This is a genomic window from Bacillus sp. NMTD17, assembly GCF_002998735.1.
Classification (GTDB): Bacteria; Bacillota; Bacilli; order Bacillales; family Bacillaceae; genus Bacillus.
In genome coordinates this window covers 38,041-55,625 of the sequence record NZ_PVRH01000009.1, presented here as the reverse complement: position 1 = coordinate 55,625, position 17,585 = coordinate 38,041, and the positions used below count along the sequence as shown (strand labels likewise).

Below are 17,585 nucleotides of genomic sequence, written 5' to 3'. Positions count from 1 at the left end.
AGGTTACCCACGTGTTACTCACCCGTCCGCCGCTAACATCCGGGAGCAAGCTCCCTTCTGTCCGCTCGACTTGCATGTATTAGGCACGCCGCCAGCGTTCGTCCTGAGCCAGGATCAAACTCTCCGAAAAAGTACAAAACCGAAGTTTTGTTTTTCGTCAGCGTTTGACTGACTACCTATGATGTTTCATAGGATTTTTTTATAAAAACTCGAATTAACAGGTACGTTTTGTCTTGTTTAGTTTTCAAAGATCATTTTCATTATCGCTCGTAAGCGACTTTAATATCTTAACATTTCGTATCGGTTAAAGTCAAGAATTTTTTCAATTTCTTTTTTAACCTCGTTGCTGTTTTGCGGCAACGAATAATAATATACCATCTTGATTCTTTCCTTGCAATAGTTTTTTTAAAAAAAGTTTCATTTTATGAAAAATAAAAAGCGCCATAGTTAAAATGGCGCTTTGATTGATGTATTAACGGTTTCTCATTTGTGGGAAAAGCAGTACATCTCTGATTGATGGAGAATTTGTTAATAGCATGATTAACCGGTCGATACCGATTCCTAGTCCGCCTGTTGGAGGCATACCATATTCTAATGCTTCAACAAAATCGTCATCCATTAGATGCGCTTCGTCATTCCCTTCTTCACGTTCTTTTAATTGAGCTTCGAATCGTTCTCTTTGATCGATTGGATCGTTTAGCTCTGTGAATGCATTAGCATGCTCGCGGCGTACGATAAATAGTTCAAAGCGATCAGTGAAGCGAGGGTCTTCAGGATTTTTCTTAGCTAATGGAGAAATCTCCACTGGGTGTCCGTAAATAAATGTAGGCTGAACCAATGTTTCTTCTACTTTTTGCTCGAAGAACTCATTGATGATATGACCTACTGTCATGTTTTTCGTGATTTCAATTCCGTGATCAGCGGCATGCTGCTTCGCTTCTTCTACAGACATCTCCTGCCAAAAGTCCACACCAGTTGCTTCTTTGACCGCTTCAACCATATGGAGTCTCTTCCATTCAGGCTTGAGATCAATTTCATCTTCTCCATATTGAATAGTGGTTGTTCCTAGTACCTCTTCGGCAATATGAGCAATCAGGTTTTCAGTTAGGTTCATGATGTCTTTGTAATCTGCGTAAGCTTCGTACAGCTCGATCATAGTGAATTCTGGGTTATGACGAGTTGATACACCTTCGTTACGGAATACACGGCCAATCTCGTATACTTTCTCTAGGCCACCGACAATCAGGCGTTTTAAGTGCAGTTCAATCGCAATACGCATATAAAGCGGCATATCCAGTGCATTGTGATGAGTAATGAAAGGACGTGCTGATGCACCACCAGGGATGCTGTGCATTGTTGGTGTTTCAACTTCTAGGTACCCTTTAGAATCTAAGTATCTTCTCATGGATTGAATAATCTTGCTTCGCATGATGAACGTCTGCTTACTTTCTGGATTTACAATCAGGTCAAGGTAGCGCTGACGATAACGTTGTTCAACATCTTTGAGTCCATGATATTTATCAGGAAGCGGGCGAAGTGCTTTTGTGAGAACCTCAAAGCTAGTCGCTTTAATTGAAAGTTCTCCAACGTTCGTTTTAAATACCATTCCTGTTACACCGATGATATCGCCTAGGTCTGAGCTTTTGAATAACTCGTAAGCTTCTTCTCCTACACTATCTTTACGAACGTATATTTGAATTTGTCCTTCTAAGTCTTGTATATGCGCAAAGCCAGCTTTCCCTTTTCCTCGCTTTGTCATCATACGTCCAGCGATTGTCACTTGGGTAGACTTTTCTTCTAAGTCTTCTTTAGAAAACTCATCATATTCTGCGATAATTTGTGCGGATTGATGAGAGCGGTCATATCGTTCGCCGAATGGATCGATACCCTCTTCTCTCATTTTATTCATTTTGTCACGTCTGACCTGGAATTGGTCATTTAATTCTTCGTTATTAAGCCCTTCATTACTCATTTATATCACTCCAATAATGTATTTTGCAGAGAAAAGCAGAAAAACTGCCAGTACATGCACTAGCAGTGAGCTACAAAAAGAAAGATAGTCTTATCCTACTTTTATACTTTGAAGCTCTTTTGCCTCGGCTTCGATCGTAAAGTCATCAAGAACTTGTACCAGCTCCGCTCTCGTTTCACTTTGATTGATTTGATTTCTTACGTCCGCATTGCCTCGGACACCTTTTAAGTACCATGCTGCGTGCTTTCTCATTTCTCTGACAGCCACGTGTTCGCCTTTTAGGTCAATGAGTCTGTCTAAGTGAAGTTTGCACACTGACATCTTCTCACGTACATTTGGCTCTTCTTTTAGTTCACCCGTTTCTAAATAATGAACCGTTCGATAGATCATCCACGGGTTTCCTAGTGCGGCTCTTCCGATCATGACAGCATCTACACCTGTTTCATCAAGCATACGTTTTGCATCTTGAGGGGTTTTGACATCTCCATTGCCGATGACAGGGATGGAAACAGATTGTTTGACCTCTTTTATAATATCCCAATTCGCTGTTCCTTCGTACATCTGCACACGTGTCCGTCCGTGAAGCGCAACCGCTTGTCCACCTGCTCGTTCAACAGCACGGGCATTGTCGATAGCGAAGATATGATCTTCGTCCCAGCCCATTCTCATTTTCACCGTAACAGGTTTATCTACAGCATCTACAACAGCAGAGACCATTTCATAAATCTTGTTTGGATCAAGCAGCCATTTCGCTCCTGCATCACATTTCGTAATCTTCGGTACAGGACAGCCCATGTTAATATCAATAATGTCCGCTGTTGTGTTCTGGTCTACAAACTTTGCTGCTTCAACGAGTGTGTCTTTTTCACCTCCAAATATCTGAAGGCTCAAAGGTTTTTCACGTTCATCAATGTATAGCATACCCATTGTTCTTGCATTGTTGATCAGGATCGCTTTGTCACTGACCATTTCAGCGCAGACTAAACCCGCTCCAAACTCTTTAACTGTCAGTCTGAAGGCAGAGTTGCACACACCAGCCATAGGCGCGAGCACCACTTTGTTTTTAATGTCGATATCTCCGATTTTAAACATCATTTCCACTCCTTCCTTCTTCAAGAATTGGCGAAAGTTCTTCCACCGTTATATTTAAAGCATCTGCTATTTGACCAACCAATTGGTTTGTTGGTAATCGATTGCCTCGCTCAATTTCTCCTAAGACAGAGACAGAGATGCCTAGTCTTTTCGCGAACCCTTCCTGAGTATACCCTTTTAGCTTTCGGTATGCACGAATTCTTCTACCCCACATGTCTTTTTCCATATACTTACACCTTCTTGGTCTGTTACGGCATTTATTTGTACTTCGCCGATTTCTGGGCAAATCTCACTCATCGGAACAAGAACGAATAAACGTTCGTACATTCTAGGATGTGGTACTACAAGCTGTTCTGTTTCAATATTTTCACGATTATAAAGTAAAATGTCAAGGTCAGCCGTTCGCGGTCCCCATCTCACTTCTCTTGTTCTGCCTAACTCTTGCTCGATTTTCTGAGTAAGTACCAGTAGTTCATTTGGACGAAGCGAAGTGGAAATTTTCACAGCCATATTTAAAAAGTCATCTTGGTTTTCGTAACCTACAGGTGTTGTTTCATATATAGAGGAGATCAATTCTACTTGAACCTCTGGATGTTCGTGCAGTTTTTTGACAGCTTCTTTTAAATAGGTTTCCTTTTTACCTATGTTCGAACCTAAAGCGATGTATGCGGTATTGTTCATGTGCGTGATCTCGTCATTTCAATTGCAACGGACTGATAGTGTCCTGGAATTGGCGGATCTGGTTTGATTACCTTTACTGTACATTCCTGAACTGTCGGAAAGTCCTTTAACACTTGGTTCGCAATTCTTTCTGTCAGTGTTTCAACGAGGTTGACTGATTCACCTTCTACAATGCTTTTGCAGATTTGGTAGAGCTCTGCATAATTAATGGTCTCATTGAGGTCATCAGTTTGTCCGGCTTTACTTAAATCAAGTGAAGCTGTTAAATCCACACGGAATCGCTGTCCTAATTTATTTTCTTCTGCAAATACGCCATGATAGCCGTAAAATTCCATTCCATTTACATATACTTTATCGATGATAAGCGCCTCCCTTATTCAACATGGCATCCATCATTTTTGCCATTCTTGCGATTTCTTTTACATCATGTACACGAACCATCGCACTGCCTTTTTGAATCCCAAGGCAGACCGTGGCTCCCGTTCCTTCAGTACGTTCTTCCGGCGGCAGGTCTAAGACAGCTCCGATGAATCGCTTTCGAGATGTAGCTAAGAGCAGTGGATACCCAAGGTGACAAAAATGTTCGAGCTCATTCAAGACCATGAGATTGTCCTCTTTATTTTTCGCAAATCCTACACCTGGGTCTAATATGATCATGTCATCACGGACACCCGCTTGTTTTGCAATTTGAACACTTTCTTTCAAATCTGCGATCATATCTGAAATCAGATGTGTGTAGTTTCGCTCTGGCCGATTGTGCATTAAAATAATCGGCACATTGTGCTTCGCTGCCACATGCGCCATTTGAGGATCTGCCTTCGCTCCCCATACATCATTAATGATGGAAGCTCCAGCTTTCACCGCTTCATCTGCAACATGGGCTTTATACGTATCAATGGAAATCGGTACATCCAATTGTTTTGTGATCTTTTCAATGACGGGAATCACTCTTGAAAGCTCCTCTTGTTCTGAGACAAATGCCGCTCCTGGGCGAGTCGATTCTCCGCCTATATCAATGATATGTGCCCCGTCCTCTATCAGCTGGGCTGCATGAGCCAGCGCTTTATCCACTTGATTAAACTTTCCTCCATCTGAAAAAGAGTCAGGTGTGACATTTAAAATGCCCATGACCAATGTCTTTTCTTCATAACTAAGGGTGTGGTGCTTGGCTTGTATGATTTTAGGCTGTTTTATCACTTGTTGTGTCATTGTGTCCACCTACTCTTTATAATCTAGACGTTCTTTTGTATATTGTGTTCTCAATTTTGTTGAGAAGATCCGGCTGTTTTGAGGAAAGGAGATTTCCCCTATACTTCTGAAAGGCACAATCCCTTGAACAGAATTGGTCATCCATGCCTCATCAGCTGATAGCAAATGGGAGACTGTATATCGCCCTACTTTTAGTGAAGCCTCCATCGCTTGGAGTGTTTCGATACAATATCGACGAGTGACTCCATTTAAAATGCCTGTATCAAGTGACGGTGTATAAATCACATCGCCTTTTCGCCAAAATACATTGGAAGTAATTCCTTCTGCCACATCATTTTCTTTTGTTAAAAAGATACCTTCTAATTTCGGATCATTTCCCACTTCTCTTTTAGCCAGCAGGTTGTTCATATAATGGTGAGACTTAAGGCGCCTCGGACCTTCCGGGGTATTTCTCCTCGTTTGAAGAATGACTCCCTGTTTCTCATCTAAAACAGATTCGGGCCGGAATGGAGAGATCATGACAAACACGACAGGCTCTTCATAAGGATCTGCAGAAAATCCATTGCCCCTGCCCGCAGAAACATTGAAGCGAATTCTCGCGTGTCCACCGGCTATTTCGTTTTTATTTAGTAAGGTATGAATAATGTCGAGTACAAATGGTTTCTCTATTGTGGATTCGATGCAAAGGTCACGCAATGATTGATTGAGCCTTTCAAGGTGCCAATCTAACAGAAAGACTTGTCCTGCCAGGCTGGTAAATGTTTCGAATACACCGATGCCATATAGAAAACCATGATCAAAAGGAGAAAGAGTCGCGTCTTTCTCCTCTATATACTGACCGTTCAGATAAATGATCATGCGTTTACTTCATGCCCCTTTTTACGATAGGTTTCAATGAAATTTTTAAGCATTTCTTTTCCGAAGGACGTCATAATCGATTCAGGATGAAACTGTACACTTTCAATCGGCAGCTCTTTATGGCGAATGGCCATGAGCTCACCTTCCTTTGTGCTGGCTGTTGCGTCAAAACACTCCGGCAGCGTCTCGTTTTTGACAATTAATGAATGATATCTCGTTGCGACAAGCGGATTTTGGAGTCCAGTGAAGACACCTTTTCCGTCATGAGCAATCTCTGACGTTTTACCATGCATTAAGCGTTCTGCACGAATGACATCCCCGCCAAAAACTTGCGCGATGGATTGATGACCTAGACACACACCGAAGATCGGAATACTTCCCGCAAAGTGCTTGATCGCCTCCATACTAATTCCCGCTTCATCTGGACTGCATGGCCCCGGGGAAATCATGAGAAAATCCGGCTTGAGTTCTTCGATTTCTTGAATGGTTACTTGATCATTCCGTTTCACGATCAATTCTTCTCCAAGCTCACCTAAATACTGGACCAAGTTGTACGTAAATGAATCATAATTATCAATCATTAATATCATGCTCTGCTCACCTCTAACTCAAAATAGTCTCTTCTTTGCTCAACTGTAATGCTTTTTTCACTGCATAGGCTTTTTTAATCGATTCTTTGTATTCGTGCTTTGGTACAGAATCGATGACGATCCCAGCACCCGACTGCATAAAGGCTTTGCCTTCAGTACAGTACGCCGTACGAATGACGATGTTAAAGTGCATATCTTGATTGAATCCAAACCAGCCTATAGATCCAGTATAAAGCCCACGCCTTGTCGGCTCAAGCTCTTCTATGATTTCCATTGTTCTCACCTTTGGAGCACCTGTAATTGTTCCGCCTGGGAATACAGCTCTCATGACATCTACTGCATCACAATCATCACGCAGTTCCCCTTGTACGTTGGATACAATGTGCATCACGTGTGAATATTTCTCAATCGCCATAAATTCGTTCACTTTTACTGAGCCATAAGTAGACACGCGTCCAAGGTCATTCCGCTCAAGATCCACGAGCATCACATGCTCTGCGCGTTCTTTTTCATTTTCAATGAGCTCTTTTGCCAGCGCTTGATCCTCAGCGTCGTCTTTGCCTCTTGATCTTGTACCCGCAATCGGTCTTGTTTCTAATTGATTCCCCTTTTTCTTAATAAGCAGCTCTGGAGATCCACAAACAATCTGGAAATCAGGCGTGTGCAGATAAGACATATACGGAGATGGATTGACTTGACGTAACGTTTTGTATAAATCATACGGATGTGTGTGGAGCTGTTCATCTTGTCTGATGGATAAATTCACTTGGAACACATCACCGCTTGCGATATATTGTTTAATTTTCTCTACTGCTTCTCCAAAGGTTTCTTCGGTAAACGGTGCTGCTGGTACAAATTCTGCAGAAGATTCATGAACAGGAGATTGCGCTGATTCTTCTGAAGAGCTTGTCCACTTTCGCTTCAAATCTTCGAGTCTTTGATGAGTGTCACTCACAGGTTCCGTTCCTTCTGTGTGAGTGATCAGCCACAGCACGTTTTCTTCATGATCAAAGACCGCAACATCATTAAATACGAGAAAATAAAGATCAGGTGTTTTCAGGTCATCAATGGACAGCATTTTAAAATGCTCGATATATCTTGCATAATCATAGCTTAAAAATCCAATCGCCCCGCCTTGAAAATCAGGATATTCCTCATTCATTTCGGTTTGAAGGGTTTGGAACCAATCCGTAAACGCTCTGAATGGATCGCCTTCTTTGAACAGCACCTCATCTTGATAATGGATGGTTGTCATCCCGTCTTTCCCCTTCGCTTTAGCAACCGGGTCAATGCCAGCAATGCTGTATGAACCGCCGCGAGCACTTTCAAGAAGAACATGGTGTGTTTCGCCAGCAGTTAATTGTTCGTATCTTTTCAGGAAAGCATCTTTCGTAAAAGGAATTTGGATGCCCATCGGCCTGCGTTGTGTCATGTTATCATCCTTTTTCATTTTCATTAATCTTATTGTAATGCAATCCAATTTATTTAGAAAATAGTATTTGCTTTCCATCTACAGATTTCATAAAAAAACCCCAGCAAATGCTGGGGTAATTGGTTTAATCGAATTGATAAAGAGGTGTACTGAGATAACGCTCCCCATTACTTGGGATGATAGCCAGAACCTTTTTCCCTTTACCAAGCTTCTTCGCTGTTTGAAGTGCTGCGTAAATAGCTGCTCCAGAAGAAATACCGCCAAGGATCCCTTCCTCTTTCGCTGCTTTTCTTGCAAGCTCAAATGCATCTTCGTTTTTCACTTGGATAATACCGTCATATACTTCCGTGTTCAAGATTGAAGGGATAAAACCTGCTCCTATCCCTTGGATTTTATGCGGACCTGGCTTTCCGCCTGATAATACAGGAGAATCTGTCGGCTCTACCGCATAAAGCTGAATCGATGGGATGGCTTCTTTTAGGACTTCACCAGCACCCGTAATCGTGCCGCCCGTACCAACACCTGCAATAAATGCATCAAGCTCGCCGTCAAACTGTTCAAGAATTTCTTTTCCTGTAGTACGACGGTGAATCTCCGCATTGGCTTCGTTGCTAAATTGCTGAGGCATGAAGTAACCATGCTCTTCTGCCAATTCTTCTGCCTTTTTAATGGCACCTTTCATTCCTTCTGCACCTGGTGTTAATACAAGCTCTGCACCATAAGCGCGTAAAAGGTTGCGGCGCTCCTGACTCATTGTGTCTGGCATCACTAGAATTGCGTTAATTCCTTTAGCTGCCGCTACCATCGCAAGACCGATCCCTGTGTTTCCGCTTGTTGGTTCGATGAGCGTGTCGCCGGCTTTTAAAGTACCTTTCGCTTCAGCATCTTCGATCATCGCTAACGCAATACGATCTTTTACACTGCTGCCCGGGTTCATATATTCAAGTTTCAAGTAGACATCCGCACTGTCTTCATCTACTAAACGGTTTAATTTAACGACTGGTGTATTTCCTATTAGTTCAAAAACTGAATTTGCAATACGAGCCATCACTAACACCTCTATCTCCGAGTAATTTTATTGTATTAATATTAAATTATCAATTTCAAAAAATTTTGTCAATGCTTTTAGTCCTGCTCGCCATCGTAAAACCATGTGACTTTTGCTTCTTTCCACAGGGTTTTGACATTCGCCTTTTCACCTAGGTCTTCCATGGCAATCTGCCTTTTGATCTGATCTTTGACTTCTTCATAAGAGAAGGAGCGGCCATCTAATTTTTCTTTTAGTTGAATAATGGCATACCCGTTCTTGGTCTCGATCGGTTCTTTTGTCCATTCGTCTGGCTGAAGCTTTTGAGCTTCCTGTATGTATAGGGCTGGTATACTTTCTTGTTCTTCTGTCACAAACCCAAGATCTCCGCCATATGGAGAGGTGTAGCGGTCAATGGAGCGTTCAGCTGCCACCGCTTCGAAGCTAGATCCGCCTTTCAGATCCTTCAATACATTTTCAGCTTCGCCTTTTGTCTTCACGACGATATGACGAATACGGTATGAATCATCATATTGATATAAGTCCTTGTTTTTTTCATAAAAGGATTTCGCTTCTTTTTCAGAAACGACAGCATCTCTCGTTAAAAGCTGCTCTAATAAAATTTGATAACGAATCTGTTCTTTCCATTCCTTTTCACTCGTATGTCCATCTTCGTAGAAATTATTAGATACCGCTTTAAGCATGAGCAATTCACGATTGATCTCTTTTGAAGACACCTCAAGCTTGTTTTCTTTCGCAAGCTGATTGACCACCTTCTGATTAATCATTTGCTCAAGTGTTGCCTTGCCATAGCGGTCTTCCATCTTCTTTAACCATTCTTGACGCGTCACCTTCTCTTTTCCAATCGACGCAATTTCTTCACCGCTCTTCCCATTTGAAGAAGCCTGTGACATTTGCGACTTTGTTAATACATATGCAATGACAACGGCATTGATCATAAGCAACACGAGGATAAATGTCCATACCACTCTTGCTTTTAGTCTCATTTTTCGTCTCCTTTCCATTCTAAAAAGAAAACCCGCTGCTTAGAGCTTAGCGGGTTATTTCTTCACGTAGCTCTTCTAGCTCTTCTTTTGTAAATACATACGTTTCGTTACAAAAATGGCATTGAGCTTCTGCTTGTCCGTCTTGTTCAATCATGTCGTCAATTTCGGCTTTCCCTAGGCTGATAATGCCATTAGCAAAACGTTCTTTTGAGCAGTTACAAGAGAATTCGACAGGTACAGTTTCTAAAATTTGAGGTTTTTCTCCGAGTACTTCTTCTAAAATTTCTTCTGGTGTCATCCCTTTTTCAATGAGTTTAGAAATAGGTTCAATGGTTGAGAGCCGCTTTTCTAGTCTTTCGATGACAGCATCTTCTGTTCCAGGCAGCAATTGAATGATGAAACCGCCTGCTGCAAGGATCGAGTTATCTGGATTGACCAGAACCCCTACGCCTACAGAGGAAGGCACTTGCTCAGAAGAGACAAGATAATAAGTGAAGTCATCTCCAATTTCACCTGAGACGATCTCCGTTTGTCCTGTAAAGTGATCTTTCAGTCCGATATCTTTGACAACACTCAACGTTCCAGATGTCCCGACTGCACGTCTGACATCCAGCTTGCCATGTTCATTTAAGTCAAAGTGGACTTGTGGGTTTGAGACATATCCGCGCACCTGACCTTTTGCGTTTCCATCAGCAATGATGGCACCGATTGGTCCACCGCCTTCAATTTTGACCGTTAGCTTATTTTCGCCTTTCAGCATAGCACCCATCATGACTGTAGCTGTCATTGTTCTGCCAATCGCTGCTGATGCTGTTGGCCATGTATGGTGCCTTCTTTGTGCTTCGTTGATTGTATCTGTTGTGTTTGCAGCATATGCTCGGACTTTTCCGTCATATGCTAACGCTTTAACTAAGTGATCCATTCGATTTTAAACCTCCTATAGTACACCGACACGATTACGTTCATAAATAAGTTGAAGTCCTTTTAATGTTAAGAACGGATCGACAATATCAATGCAGTCTGATTCATTTCCAATCAATGTTGACAAACCGCCTGTTGCAATGACTTTCGGTGTTTGTTTCGCTTGCTGCTTCATCCGTTTCACTATTCCCTCGACTTGCCCAACATATCCATAAAGGATGCCGGATTGCATCGCACTAATGGTGTTTTTTCCAACAATGTGATCTGGACGGACAATTTCAATTCTCGGCAGCTTCGCCGCTCTTGTATATAAAGCCTCTGTTGAAATGGTAATACCAGGTGCAATTGCCCCACCCATGTATTGTTTTTGTTCATTGATATAGCAGTAGGTTGTCGCTGTGCCAAAGTCTACCACAATGAGAGGTGCCCCATATAGGTGAATCGCCGCTACTGCATTCACAATTCGATCAGCCCCGACTTCCTTTGGATTGTCACACATAATGTTTAATCCAGTCTTCATTCCAGGCCCTACAATTTGGGGTGTTAAGTGAAAGTACTTCTCGCACATTCTTTCTAGTGCAAACATCATTGGCGGGACAACAGACGAGATGATAATTCCTTCTATTTGATCAAACATCAGCCCCACATAATCAAATAAAGACCTGATGGCCATACCAAATTCGTCTTCTGTTTTATGACGGCTTGTTTCAATTCGCCAATGGTAGTTTAGATCGCCGTTATGATAAACACCTAAAACGGTATTTGTGTTTCCTACATCTATCACGAGTAACAACTTCATCACCACTTTGAATAGTTTCTCAAAAAGAGCATTTTTCGACTTTCTATCATACCATACACGAATTGAGTTCCATTTGTAAACAATTCGAAACCGATCCATTTAGGAATCGAAATAAAAAAAGCTGCCGGTGATCCCGGCAGCTTTCACAGAAGGAGATTAGATCTCCTCATCTTCTTTTTTCTTGATGTTCACTTTCACATCATCGTTTTTCTCTTCGTCATCTGCGTATACACGCTCTGGAAGCTTTCCAGTTTCGTAAAGAGATTTAATTTGCTCAGCATCTAATGTTTCAACTTCTAAAAGGGCCTGTGCGATGATTTCTAGCTTATCTTTGTTCTCAGTGAGAATTTGTTTCGCACGTTCGTAGCTGTCCTTGATGAAACGCTGAATTTCTTGGTCAATCTCGTAAGCAATGGCTTCACTATAATTCGGCTCGTTGTTAAAATCACGGCCTAGGAACACTTGACCACCTTGTGCTTGACCGAACTGAAGTGGACCAAGCTTATCAGACATACCGAACTCAGTAACCATTTTTCTTGCAATGCCTGTTGCACGCTGGAAGTCGTTGTGAGCGCCTGTGCTTACTTCACCAAACGTAATTTCCTCTGCAACACGACCGCCGAGCAAGCCGACAATTTTATCAAGAAGCTCTGGCTTCGTTTGGAAATAACGGTCTTCTCTTGGAAGCATGACCGCATATCCGCCTGCCTGACCACGAGGAACGATCGTTACTTTATGCACCATGTCCGCTTCGTCTAGGATAAGTCCAATCACAGTATGACCTGCTTCATGGTAAGCCACGATATTACGTTCTTTCTTCGAAATGACGCGGCTTTTCTTCGCCGGTCCAGCGATGACACGGTCAGTCGCTTCGTCGATATCACGCATATCGATTTTCTTTTTGTTATGACGGGCAGCAACAAGTGCTGCTTCGTTTAGTAAGTTCTCAAGATCTGCTCCAGAGAACCCAGGTGTTCTGCTTGCAATGGCTTTCAAGTTCACTGTATCATCAAGCGGTTTGTTTTTCGCATGAACCTTCAGTACTTCTTCACGGCCAATGACATCTGGTCGGTCAACCGTAATTTGACGGTCAAAACGTCCCGGACGCAGCAATGCAGGATCTAGGATATCTGCACGGTTCGTCGCAGCAATGATAATAATACCTTCGTTCGCACTAAAACCATCCATTTCAACAAGAAGCTGGTTAAGCGTTTGTTCACGCTCGTCATGACCACCGCCAAGACCGGCTCCACGCTGACGACCCACTGCATCAATCTCATCAATAAAGATTAAGCAAGGTGCATTCTTTTTCGCATTTTCGAATAAATCACGTACACGTGATGCACCGACACCGACGAACATCTCGACGAAGTCAGAACCACTGATGCTGAAGAAAGGAACGCCTGCTTCTCCTGCAGATGCTCTCGCAAGCAATGTTTTACCTGTACCTGGAGGTCCTACTAGTAAAACCCCTTTAGGTATTCTTGCGCCAAGCTCCGCAAATTTACGTGGGTCCTTTAGGAATTCAACCACTTCTACAAGCTCTTGCTTTTCTTCATCTGCACCGGCAACATCTTTAAATTTCACACGTTTCTTCTCTTCTGTGTAAAGCTTCGCCTTACTCTTACCAAAGTTCATAACACGGCTTCCACCGCCCTGAGCTTGGTTCAATAAGAAGAAGAACAGGATAAAGATGATGATAAACGGAATGATGGTGGTCAGAACTTGCAGCCATCCATTTGTTTCAGGTGCTGGTTCTACTTTTACATCTGTATTCTTCAGTGCACTGTAAATCTGGTCAACACCTTGACCATCTGGAACATGGGTAATGAAGTATTGATCTTTCTTCGCGCCATCTAATTGACCACGAATTTCATAAACCCCTCTTACAGGCTGAATGGAGATACTCTCCACTTTTCCCGCACTTAGATTTTGCGAAAATTTGCTGTAAGACATGTTCTCAGGCTTTTGATTAGGGGATCCTAACCAACTGACTACCCCTATCACAAGTAATAAAATAAGTATATAAAAAATCGTATTACGAAAAACCCGATTCATTCCTTACCTCCTCCCACAGTAAGCACAACTATGTTCAATAGTATCATAGAAAATCATTCCAATACAACCAATAACCTCATGTATACGTATGCTGATTAGCCTTCGTAAACAGATGGTTTTAACACTCCAATATACGGGAGGTTTCGGTAACGTTCAGCGAAATCCAATCCATAGCCGACAACAAATGCATCTGGCACTTCAAATCCAACATAATCTGCTTTGATGTCTGCTTTACGACCGCTTGGTTTATCAAGCAATGTCACAATTTTTATGGAATTTGCTTTACGGTATCGGAAAAGCTCTACCAGATAGCTCAAAGTTAACCCACTGTCGATGATATCTTCCATAATTAAAATATCTCTTCCTTCAACAGAAGTATCAAGATCCTTAATGATCTTTACTTCTCCTGAAGATACGGTAGATTTTCCGTAGCTAGATACATCCATAAAATCAAGTTCTAAATATGTATCAATGTGTTTGATCAGGTCTGCCATGAATGGAAGAGCCCCTTTCAAAACACCAATAGCCAGGGGAAATTTACCATCATAATCGCTGGTTAATGTTGCACCCAGTTCCTTCACTTTTTGCTGGATCTCTTCTTCTGAGATCAAAACCTTTTCAATATCTTGTTTCATGCTTTTGCTTGCCCCCTACAAATTTTCATGCTGTCTATATTGTAATACAATGAGATCGCTGTTTGTCATATCAATTTCTTCAAAAACGGATTTTTTCAGACCTGGGATCCAGATGATTTGATGATCCGAGTCAGTGACGATCGGCCAGCTGTCTCTTTCTGCAAGAGGCACTTTTTTATCAATAAATATATCCTTCACCTTTTTTGATCCATTCATCCCTTTAAGTTTGATTCGATCACCATTTTTTCGTGAGCGAATGATCAAAGGGAGACGAACATGATCTTTTTGAAGCAAGAAAAAATGGTTTCCGTTCCGTGCATCCTTCGGAACATGATTTGATACCACGATAGACTGCCCATTCGGAAGGAAAAGCTCCTCTCCAAGCTCACCCTTTAAGTGAAGAGCATAAGACTGGTCTAGTACAAGCGATCGTTCAAAGGTAAACATACAGTAATCATAAGACTTGACAGCTTGTAAACCTTTTGGCAAATCTAATGATCCAGACGGTTGTTCGGTATGAGATAACCAGTCCAAAGTCCCTAGAATATGCTGGTTTGAAAACGCTGATTGAGTGTTTTCATAAAGATAGTTTAATATTAGTTGAATGCCTCTTCTTTGTAAAGGCAAAGGCAGGTCAAGCAAAGGCTTCGTTTTGATCTTAATTTGCTTAGGCGATTGATTCGTTATCACTTGGTTCATTTGTTCCTTTGTTAATGCCTGCAAGTATTGCTCATCCTCAGTCAGCATGTCACTTACAAACTGAAAGCTTTCATGTACATGAGGTGCCTCTTCTTTTAACACGGGAAGAATGTGTCTTCTTATCCGGTTTCTCAAGTAGTCATCAGTGTGATTGCTTTGATCAATGACATAGGGAATATGTTCTTTTTCACAAGCGGTCAGCACGTCGTCCTTGGAATATCCAATGAGCGGCCGAATCAGCCATCCATCTTGAAAAGGACGTTTTGCTTGGATACCGGCGAGTCCTATTCCAACAGTCCCTCTCGCAAGTCTCATCATCATTGTTTCTACTTGGTCGTCTCCATGATGTGCAAGCGCTATAAATTGAGCGTTGTATTGCTCCATCAATTGACGAAAGAAAGCATATCTGCACTCCCTTGCAGCTGCCTGTTTGTTTAAGTGGTTTTCTTTTGCATATTGGGTGACCTGTATGCGGGCCGATTCAAAAGGAATCTCTTGCTCCTTGCAGTAAGCCTCAACAAATGCCAAATCAGCAAAGGATTCTTCTCCTCTGAACATGTGATCTACATGGGCTGCAATCAGCTGATAGGAACCTTTTCGACGTTTGTTTAGTTCGTGCAGTAAAAGCATGGAATCTGGTCCGCCAGAAACCCCGACAATGACTGTCGTATTTTCAAGGTAAACATCATGTTTTTTCAAAAATGATTCAATTCTATTCACAACTTCCTCCTCACAAAGAGCAGGTAATTTAAAGATATACATATCCTATCACTTTCAGTAGCTCCAAGCAAAGATGAAGCCTGCTTTTTTACAGGTCTATAGCAGGAACAAAACTACATATGCACAGTAAAGAGCAAGTACACTGCACACGATCAGAATAGTTTCAAAAAGCCCGCCTGATTTTTTACGTACTGGTGTTCTTTTTGCTGCTGCAACTCTCGATCGTGAAGTCACCTGTTGATTTTGTTGAACAGCGGGCTTTTGCCCGTTTTTTTGCTGCTGCTTCTTTTGACTCGCTTTTCTTGAAGCGATCAGCTGTCCTTCTTTCAGCATCGCACTCTTCATAGCCGCCGCTGATTGATATTTACCTTGTAGAGCAGCCTTTAACACCCTTTCATAACGCTTTAATAAAGGATGTCCTTCAATCGCTCTGTAAAGCTGCTTTTCCGGTTCTGCTCCTTTTTTGAATTCTTTCTTATACGCACAATTCACCATCACCATACTTAAGGCAAACAGATCATAGGATGGCTCTGCCTTTCTTGTGCCGAATCCCCAATAGCCGCGATCAAAAAACTCTGTATACTCCTTGATTGCCCTGCCTGCTTTTGTCGTTCCCCCTACATCAATGCACCGGATCGCGGCTGGGGGACCTGAAACGATGAGATTATCTGGCTTCAAGTCACCAAAAATCCAGCCTTCCTGATGTAAATGAGCTAGGTTAGATAAAAGCTGAACCATTAAAACGACGATCCACTCATCACCTTTTTGTTTTACAAATTCAAGCAGTAACGGGCCTCTGACATACTCCATCACATAAAAGGAACGCTTTTGAAGCATACCGGGATAAATCGCATCATCCATATCATAAAAAGAAGGCCCCATGGTTTTCACAGGAGCCTTAGAAAAGGATTTTAATACATTGACTTCAGATGCAATGAGCATACTGTCATCACTCACTTTAAGGGCTACTTGACCATTTGGCGATTCGGCTAGATAGACAATACCGTTCGCCCCTTTTCCCAGCTCTTTTACAATGCGGTAATGATGGTGATGCCATTTCCCTTGAATCACCGTGCCTAACGGAATGTTAGAAGCCGAATTCATTATCATGCTCTTCCTTTGCTTCAAGCAGCCCTTTACGCGAACGAACTGATTTGAAATGCTGGAGTGCTTCTCGAAGCGCTGGTCCAGTTGGAGTAATTCCTCCCGTGGTCAGTTTCGGGAAAATAGATGATAACGAATCGAATCGAGGCGTCCAATTCAACACAATTTCAGCATCTGAGTTTTTCCCGGGAAATATACACATCCCAAACTGATTTTCACCAATCCTTGAATTTAAGCTAATAGAAAGATCGATGAGCGCTTCTTTAACGGTCGGCAGCTTCGGTTTCATACTTGCACTTGTATCAACAAGCACAAGTACTTGAAGATGAACCGTCTCTCCTAACTCATCGACTACTTCCATCACTTCCCCACGCTTATCAGGCGGAAGCTCTTCAATTTCAGTGTCTTTGCCAAGTATTTGCTGCAATTCTTTATTCACAACACCTTGTAAGGTTTGTGTCATCGCTTTTTTTGTGACCATTTGTACCGTTTGAGATAACTGCTGGACGTAGACAACCTGATGGATGCCTCCGCCTGCGAGGGCAATCCCCTCAACTTCTTTCATCGCTTCATGATCGTGTCTGTTTTCCTCCATAATGCCAATGACATTGACTGTAATCCCTTGTTCCCTTGCCAATGAGGCAATCGCAAGTGGATCTTCCCCGTGATTTGAGCAGCCATCTGTAATCAATAAGATTTGGTTTACGTGACCTTTTCGCATCTTCATTCCTCCTGGGATCGTAACTGAATGCTTTATATCCCCATCATCGCCAGAAGAAAT

The 17,585-nt window shown here is 42.2% G+C and carries 17 protein-coding genes, 1 rRNA gene and 1 pseudogene; all 19 read right to left on the bottom strand.

Annotated features, from left to right (window positions below):
* Positions 1-130: ribosomal RNA gene (locus tag C6347_RS18915) — 16S ribosomal RNA — on the bottom strand; the annotation flags it as partial.
* A 342-nt stretch (positions 131-472) separates the two neighbouring features.
* Positions 473-1,972 carry a lysine--tRNA ligase gene (gene lysS / locus C6347_RS18910; RefSeq protein ID WP_106071960.1) on the bottom strand — a complete coding sequence of 500 codons (1,500 nt, stop codon included), beginning with the start codon at positions 1,970-1,972 and terminating at the stop codon, positions 473-475.
* A gap of 90 nt (positions 1,973-2,062) precedes the next feature.
* A complete protein-coding gene (dusB, locus tag C6347_RS18905; RefSeq protein WP_034665771.1) occupies positions 2,063-3,064 on the bottom strand; it encodes a tRNA dihydrouridine synthase DusB in 1,002 nt (333 codons plus the stop codon).
* Positions 3,057-3,290, bottom strand: coding sequence for a helix-turn-helix domain-containing protein (locus C6347_RS18900; protein ID WP_106071959.1), 234 nt, complete (start codon positions 3,288-3,290; stop codon positions 3,057-3,059). Before C6347_RS18900 ends, dusB begins: the two co-directional genes overlap by 8 nt.
* Complete coding sequence (gene folK / locus C6347_RS18895; protein ID WP_060595371.1) at positions 3,242-3,745, bottom strand: 2-amino-4-hydroxy-6-hydroxymethyldihydropteridine diphosphokinase; 504 nt, start codon at positions 3,743-3,745, stop codon at positions 3,242-3,244. The genes C6347_RS18900 and folK overlap by 49 nt, the downstream gene beginning before the upstream one ends.
* Positions 3,742-4,104 (bottom strand): dihydroneopterin aldolase, encoded by a 363-nt coding sequence (gene folB / locus C6347_RS18890; RefSeq protein ID WP_034665765.1) that lies wholly within the window; start codon positions 4,102-4,104, stop codon positions 3,742-3,744. Before folB ends, folK begins: the two co-directional genes overlap by 4 nt.
* Entirely contained in the window at positions 4,097-4,954 is an 858-nt protein-coding gene (gene folP / locus C6347_RS18885; RefSeq protein WP_106071958.1) for a dihydropteroate synthase, read from the bottom strand. Before folP ends, folB begins: the two co-directional genes overlap by 8 nt.
* A 9-nt stretch (positions 4,955-4,963) precedes the next feature.
* On the bottom strand, positions 4,964-5,812 hold the full coding sequence (pabC, locus tag C6347_RS18880) for an aminodeoxychorismate lyase (protein ID WP_066031445.1): 849 nt from the start codon (positions 5,810-5,812) through the stop codon (positions 4,964-4,966).
* Positions 5,809-6,402: an aminodeoxychorismate/anthranilate synthase component II gene (gene pabA, locus C6347_RS18875; RefSeq protein WP_060595368.1), complete on the bottom strand. Its 594-nt coding sequence runs from the start codon at positions 6,400-6,402 to the stop codon at positions 5,809-5,811. Before pabA ends, pabC begins: the two co-directional genes overlap by 4 nt.
* A 13-nt stretch (positions 6,403-6,415) precedes the next feature.
* Complete coding sequence (gene pabB, locus C6347_RS18870; protein ID WP_066031446.1) at positions 6,416-7,834, bottom strand: aminodeoxychorismate synthase, component I; 1,419 nt, start codon at positions 7,832-7,834, stop codon at positions 6,416-6,418.
* 124 nt (positions 7,835-7,958) lie between these two features.
* Positions 7,959-8,882 carry a cysteine synthase A gene (gene cysK, locus C6347_RS18865; protein ID WP_012008673.1) on the bottom strand — a complete coding sequence of 308 codons (924 nt, stop codon included), beginning with the start codon at positions 8,880-8,882 and terminating at the stop codon, positions 7,959-7,961.
* Between the two features lie 77 nt (positions 8,883-8,959).
* A complete protein-coding gene (locus C6347_RS18860) occupies positions 8,960-9,868 on the bottom strand; it encodes a peptidyl-prolyl cis-trans isomerase (protein ID WP_034665753.1) in 909 nt (302 codons plus the stop codon).
* 46 nt (positions 9,869-9,914) lie between these two features.
* Positions 9,915-10,790, bottom strand: a complete 876-nt coding sequence (gene hslO, locus C6347_RS18855; protein ID WP_060595365.1) for an Hsp33 family molecular chaperone HslO — start codon at positions 10,788-10,790, stop codon at positions 9,915-9,917.
* A 15-nt stretch (positions 10,791-10,805) separates the two neighbouring features.
* Positions 10,806-11,582: a type III pantothenate kinase gene (locus C6347_RS18850; protein ID WP_060595364.1), complete on the bottom strand. Its 777-nt coding sequence runs from the start codon at positions 11,580-11,582 to the stop codon at positions 10,806-10,808.
* Between the two features lie 162 nt (positions 11,583-11,744).
* Positions 11,745-13,646, bottom strand: coding sequence for an ATP-dependent zinc metalloprotease FtsH (gene ftsH, locus C6347_RS18845; protein WP_060595363.1), 1,902 nt, complete (start codon positions 13,644-13,646; stop codon positions 11,745-11,747).
* Positions 13,647-13,741: 95 nt separating this feature from the next.
* A complete protein-coding gene (gene hpt / locus C6347_RS18840) occupies positions 13,742-14,281 on the bottom strand; it encodes a hypoxanthine phosphoribosyltransferase (RefSeq protein ID WP_003217950.1) in 540 nt (179 codons plus the stop codon).
* Positions 14,278-15,700 (bottom strand): annotated as a pseudogene (gene tilS, locus C6347_RS18835) (tRNA lysidine(34) synthetase TilS). The gene hpt and the pseudogene tilS overlap by 4 nt, the downstream one beginning before the upstream one ends.
* A 96-nt stretch (positions 15,701-15,796) precedes the next feature.
* The gene (locus C6347_RS18830) at positions 15,797-16,804 is read right to left on the bottom strand and encodes a protein kinase domain-containing protein (RefSeq protein WP_106031945.1); all 1,008 of its coding nucleotides are present in this window, start codon (positions 16,802-16,804) and stop codon (positions 15,797-15,799) included.
* Positions 16,788-17,525: a vWA domain-containing protein gene (locus tag C6347_RS18825; RefSeq protein ID WP_066031448.1), complete on the bottom strand. Its 738-nt coding sequence runs from the start codon at positions 17,523-17,525 to the stop codon at positions 16,788-16,790. Before C6347_RS18825 ends, C6347_RS18830 begins: the two co-directional genes overlap by 17 nt.
* Between the last annotated feature and the right edge of the window lie 60 nt (positions 17,526-17,585).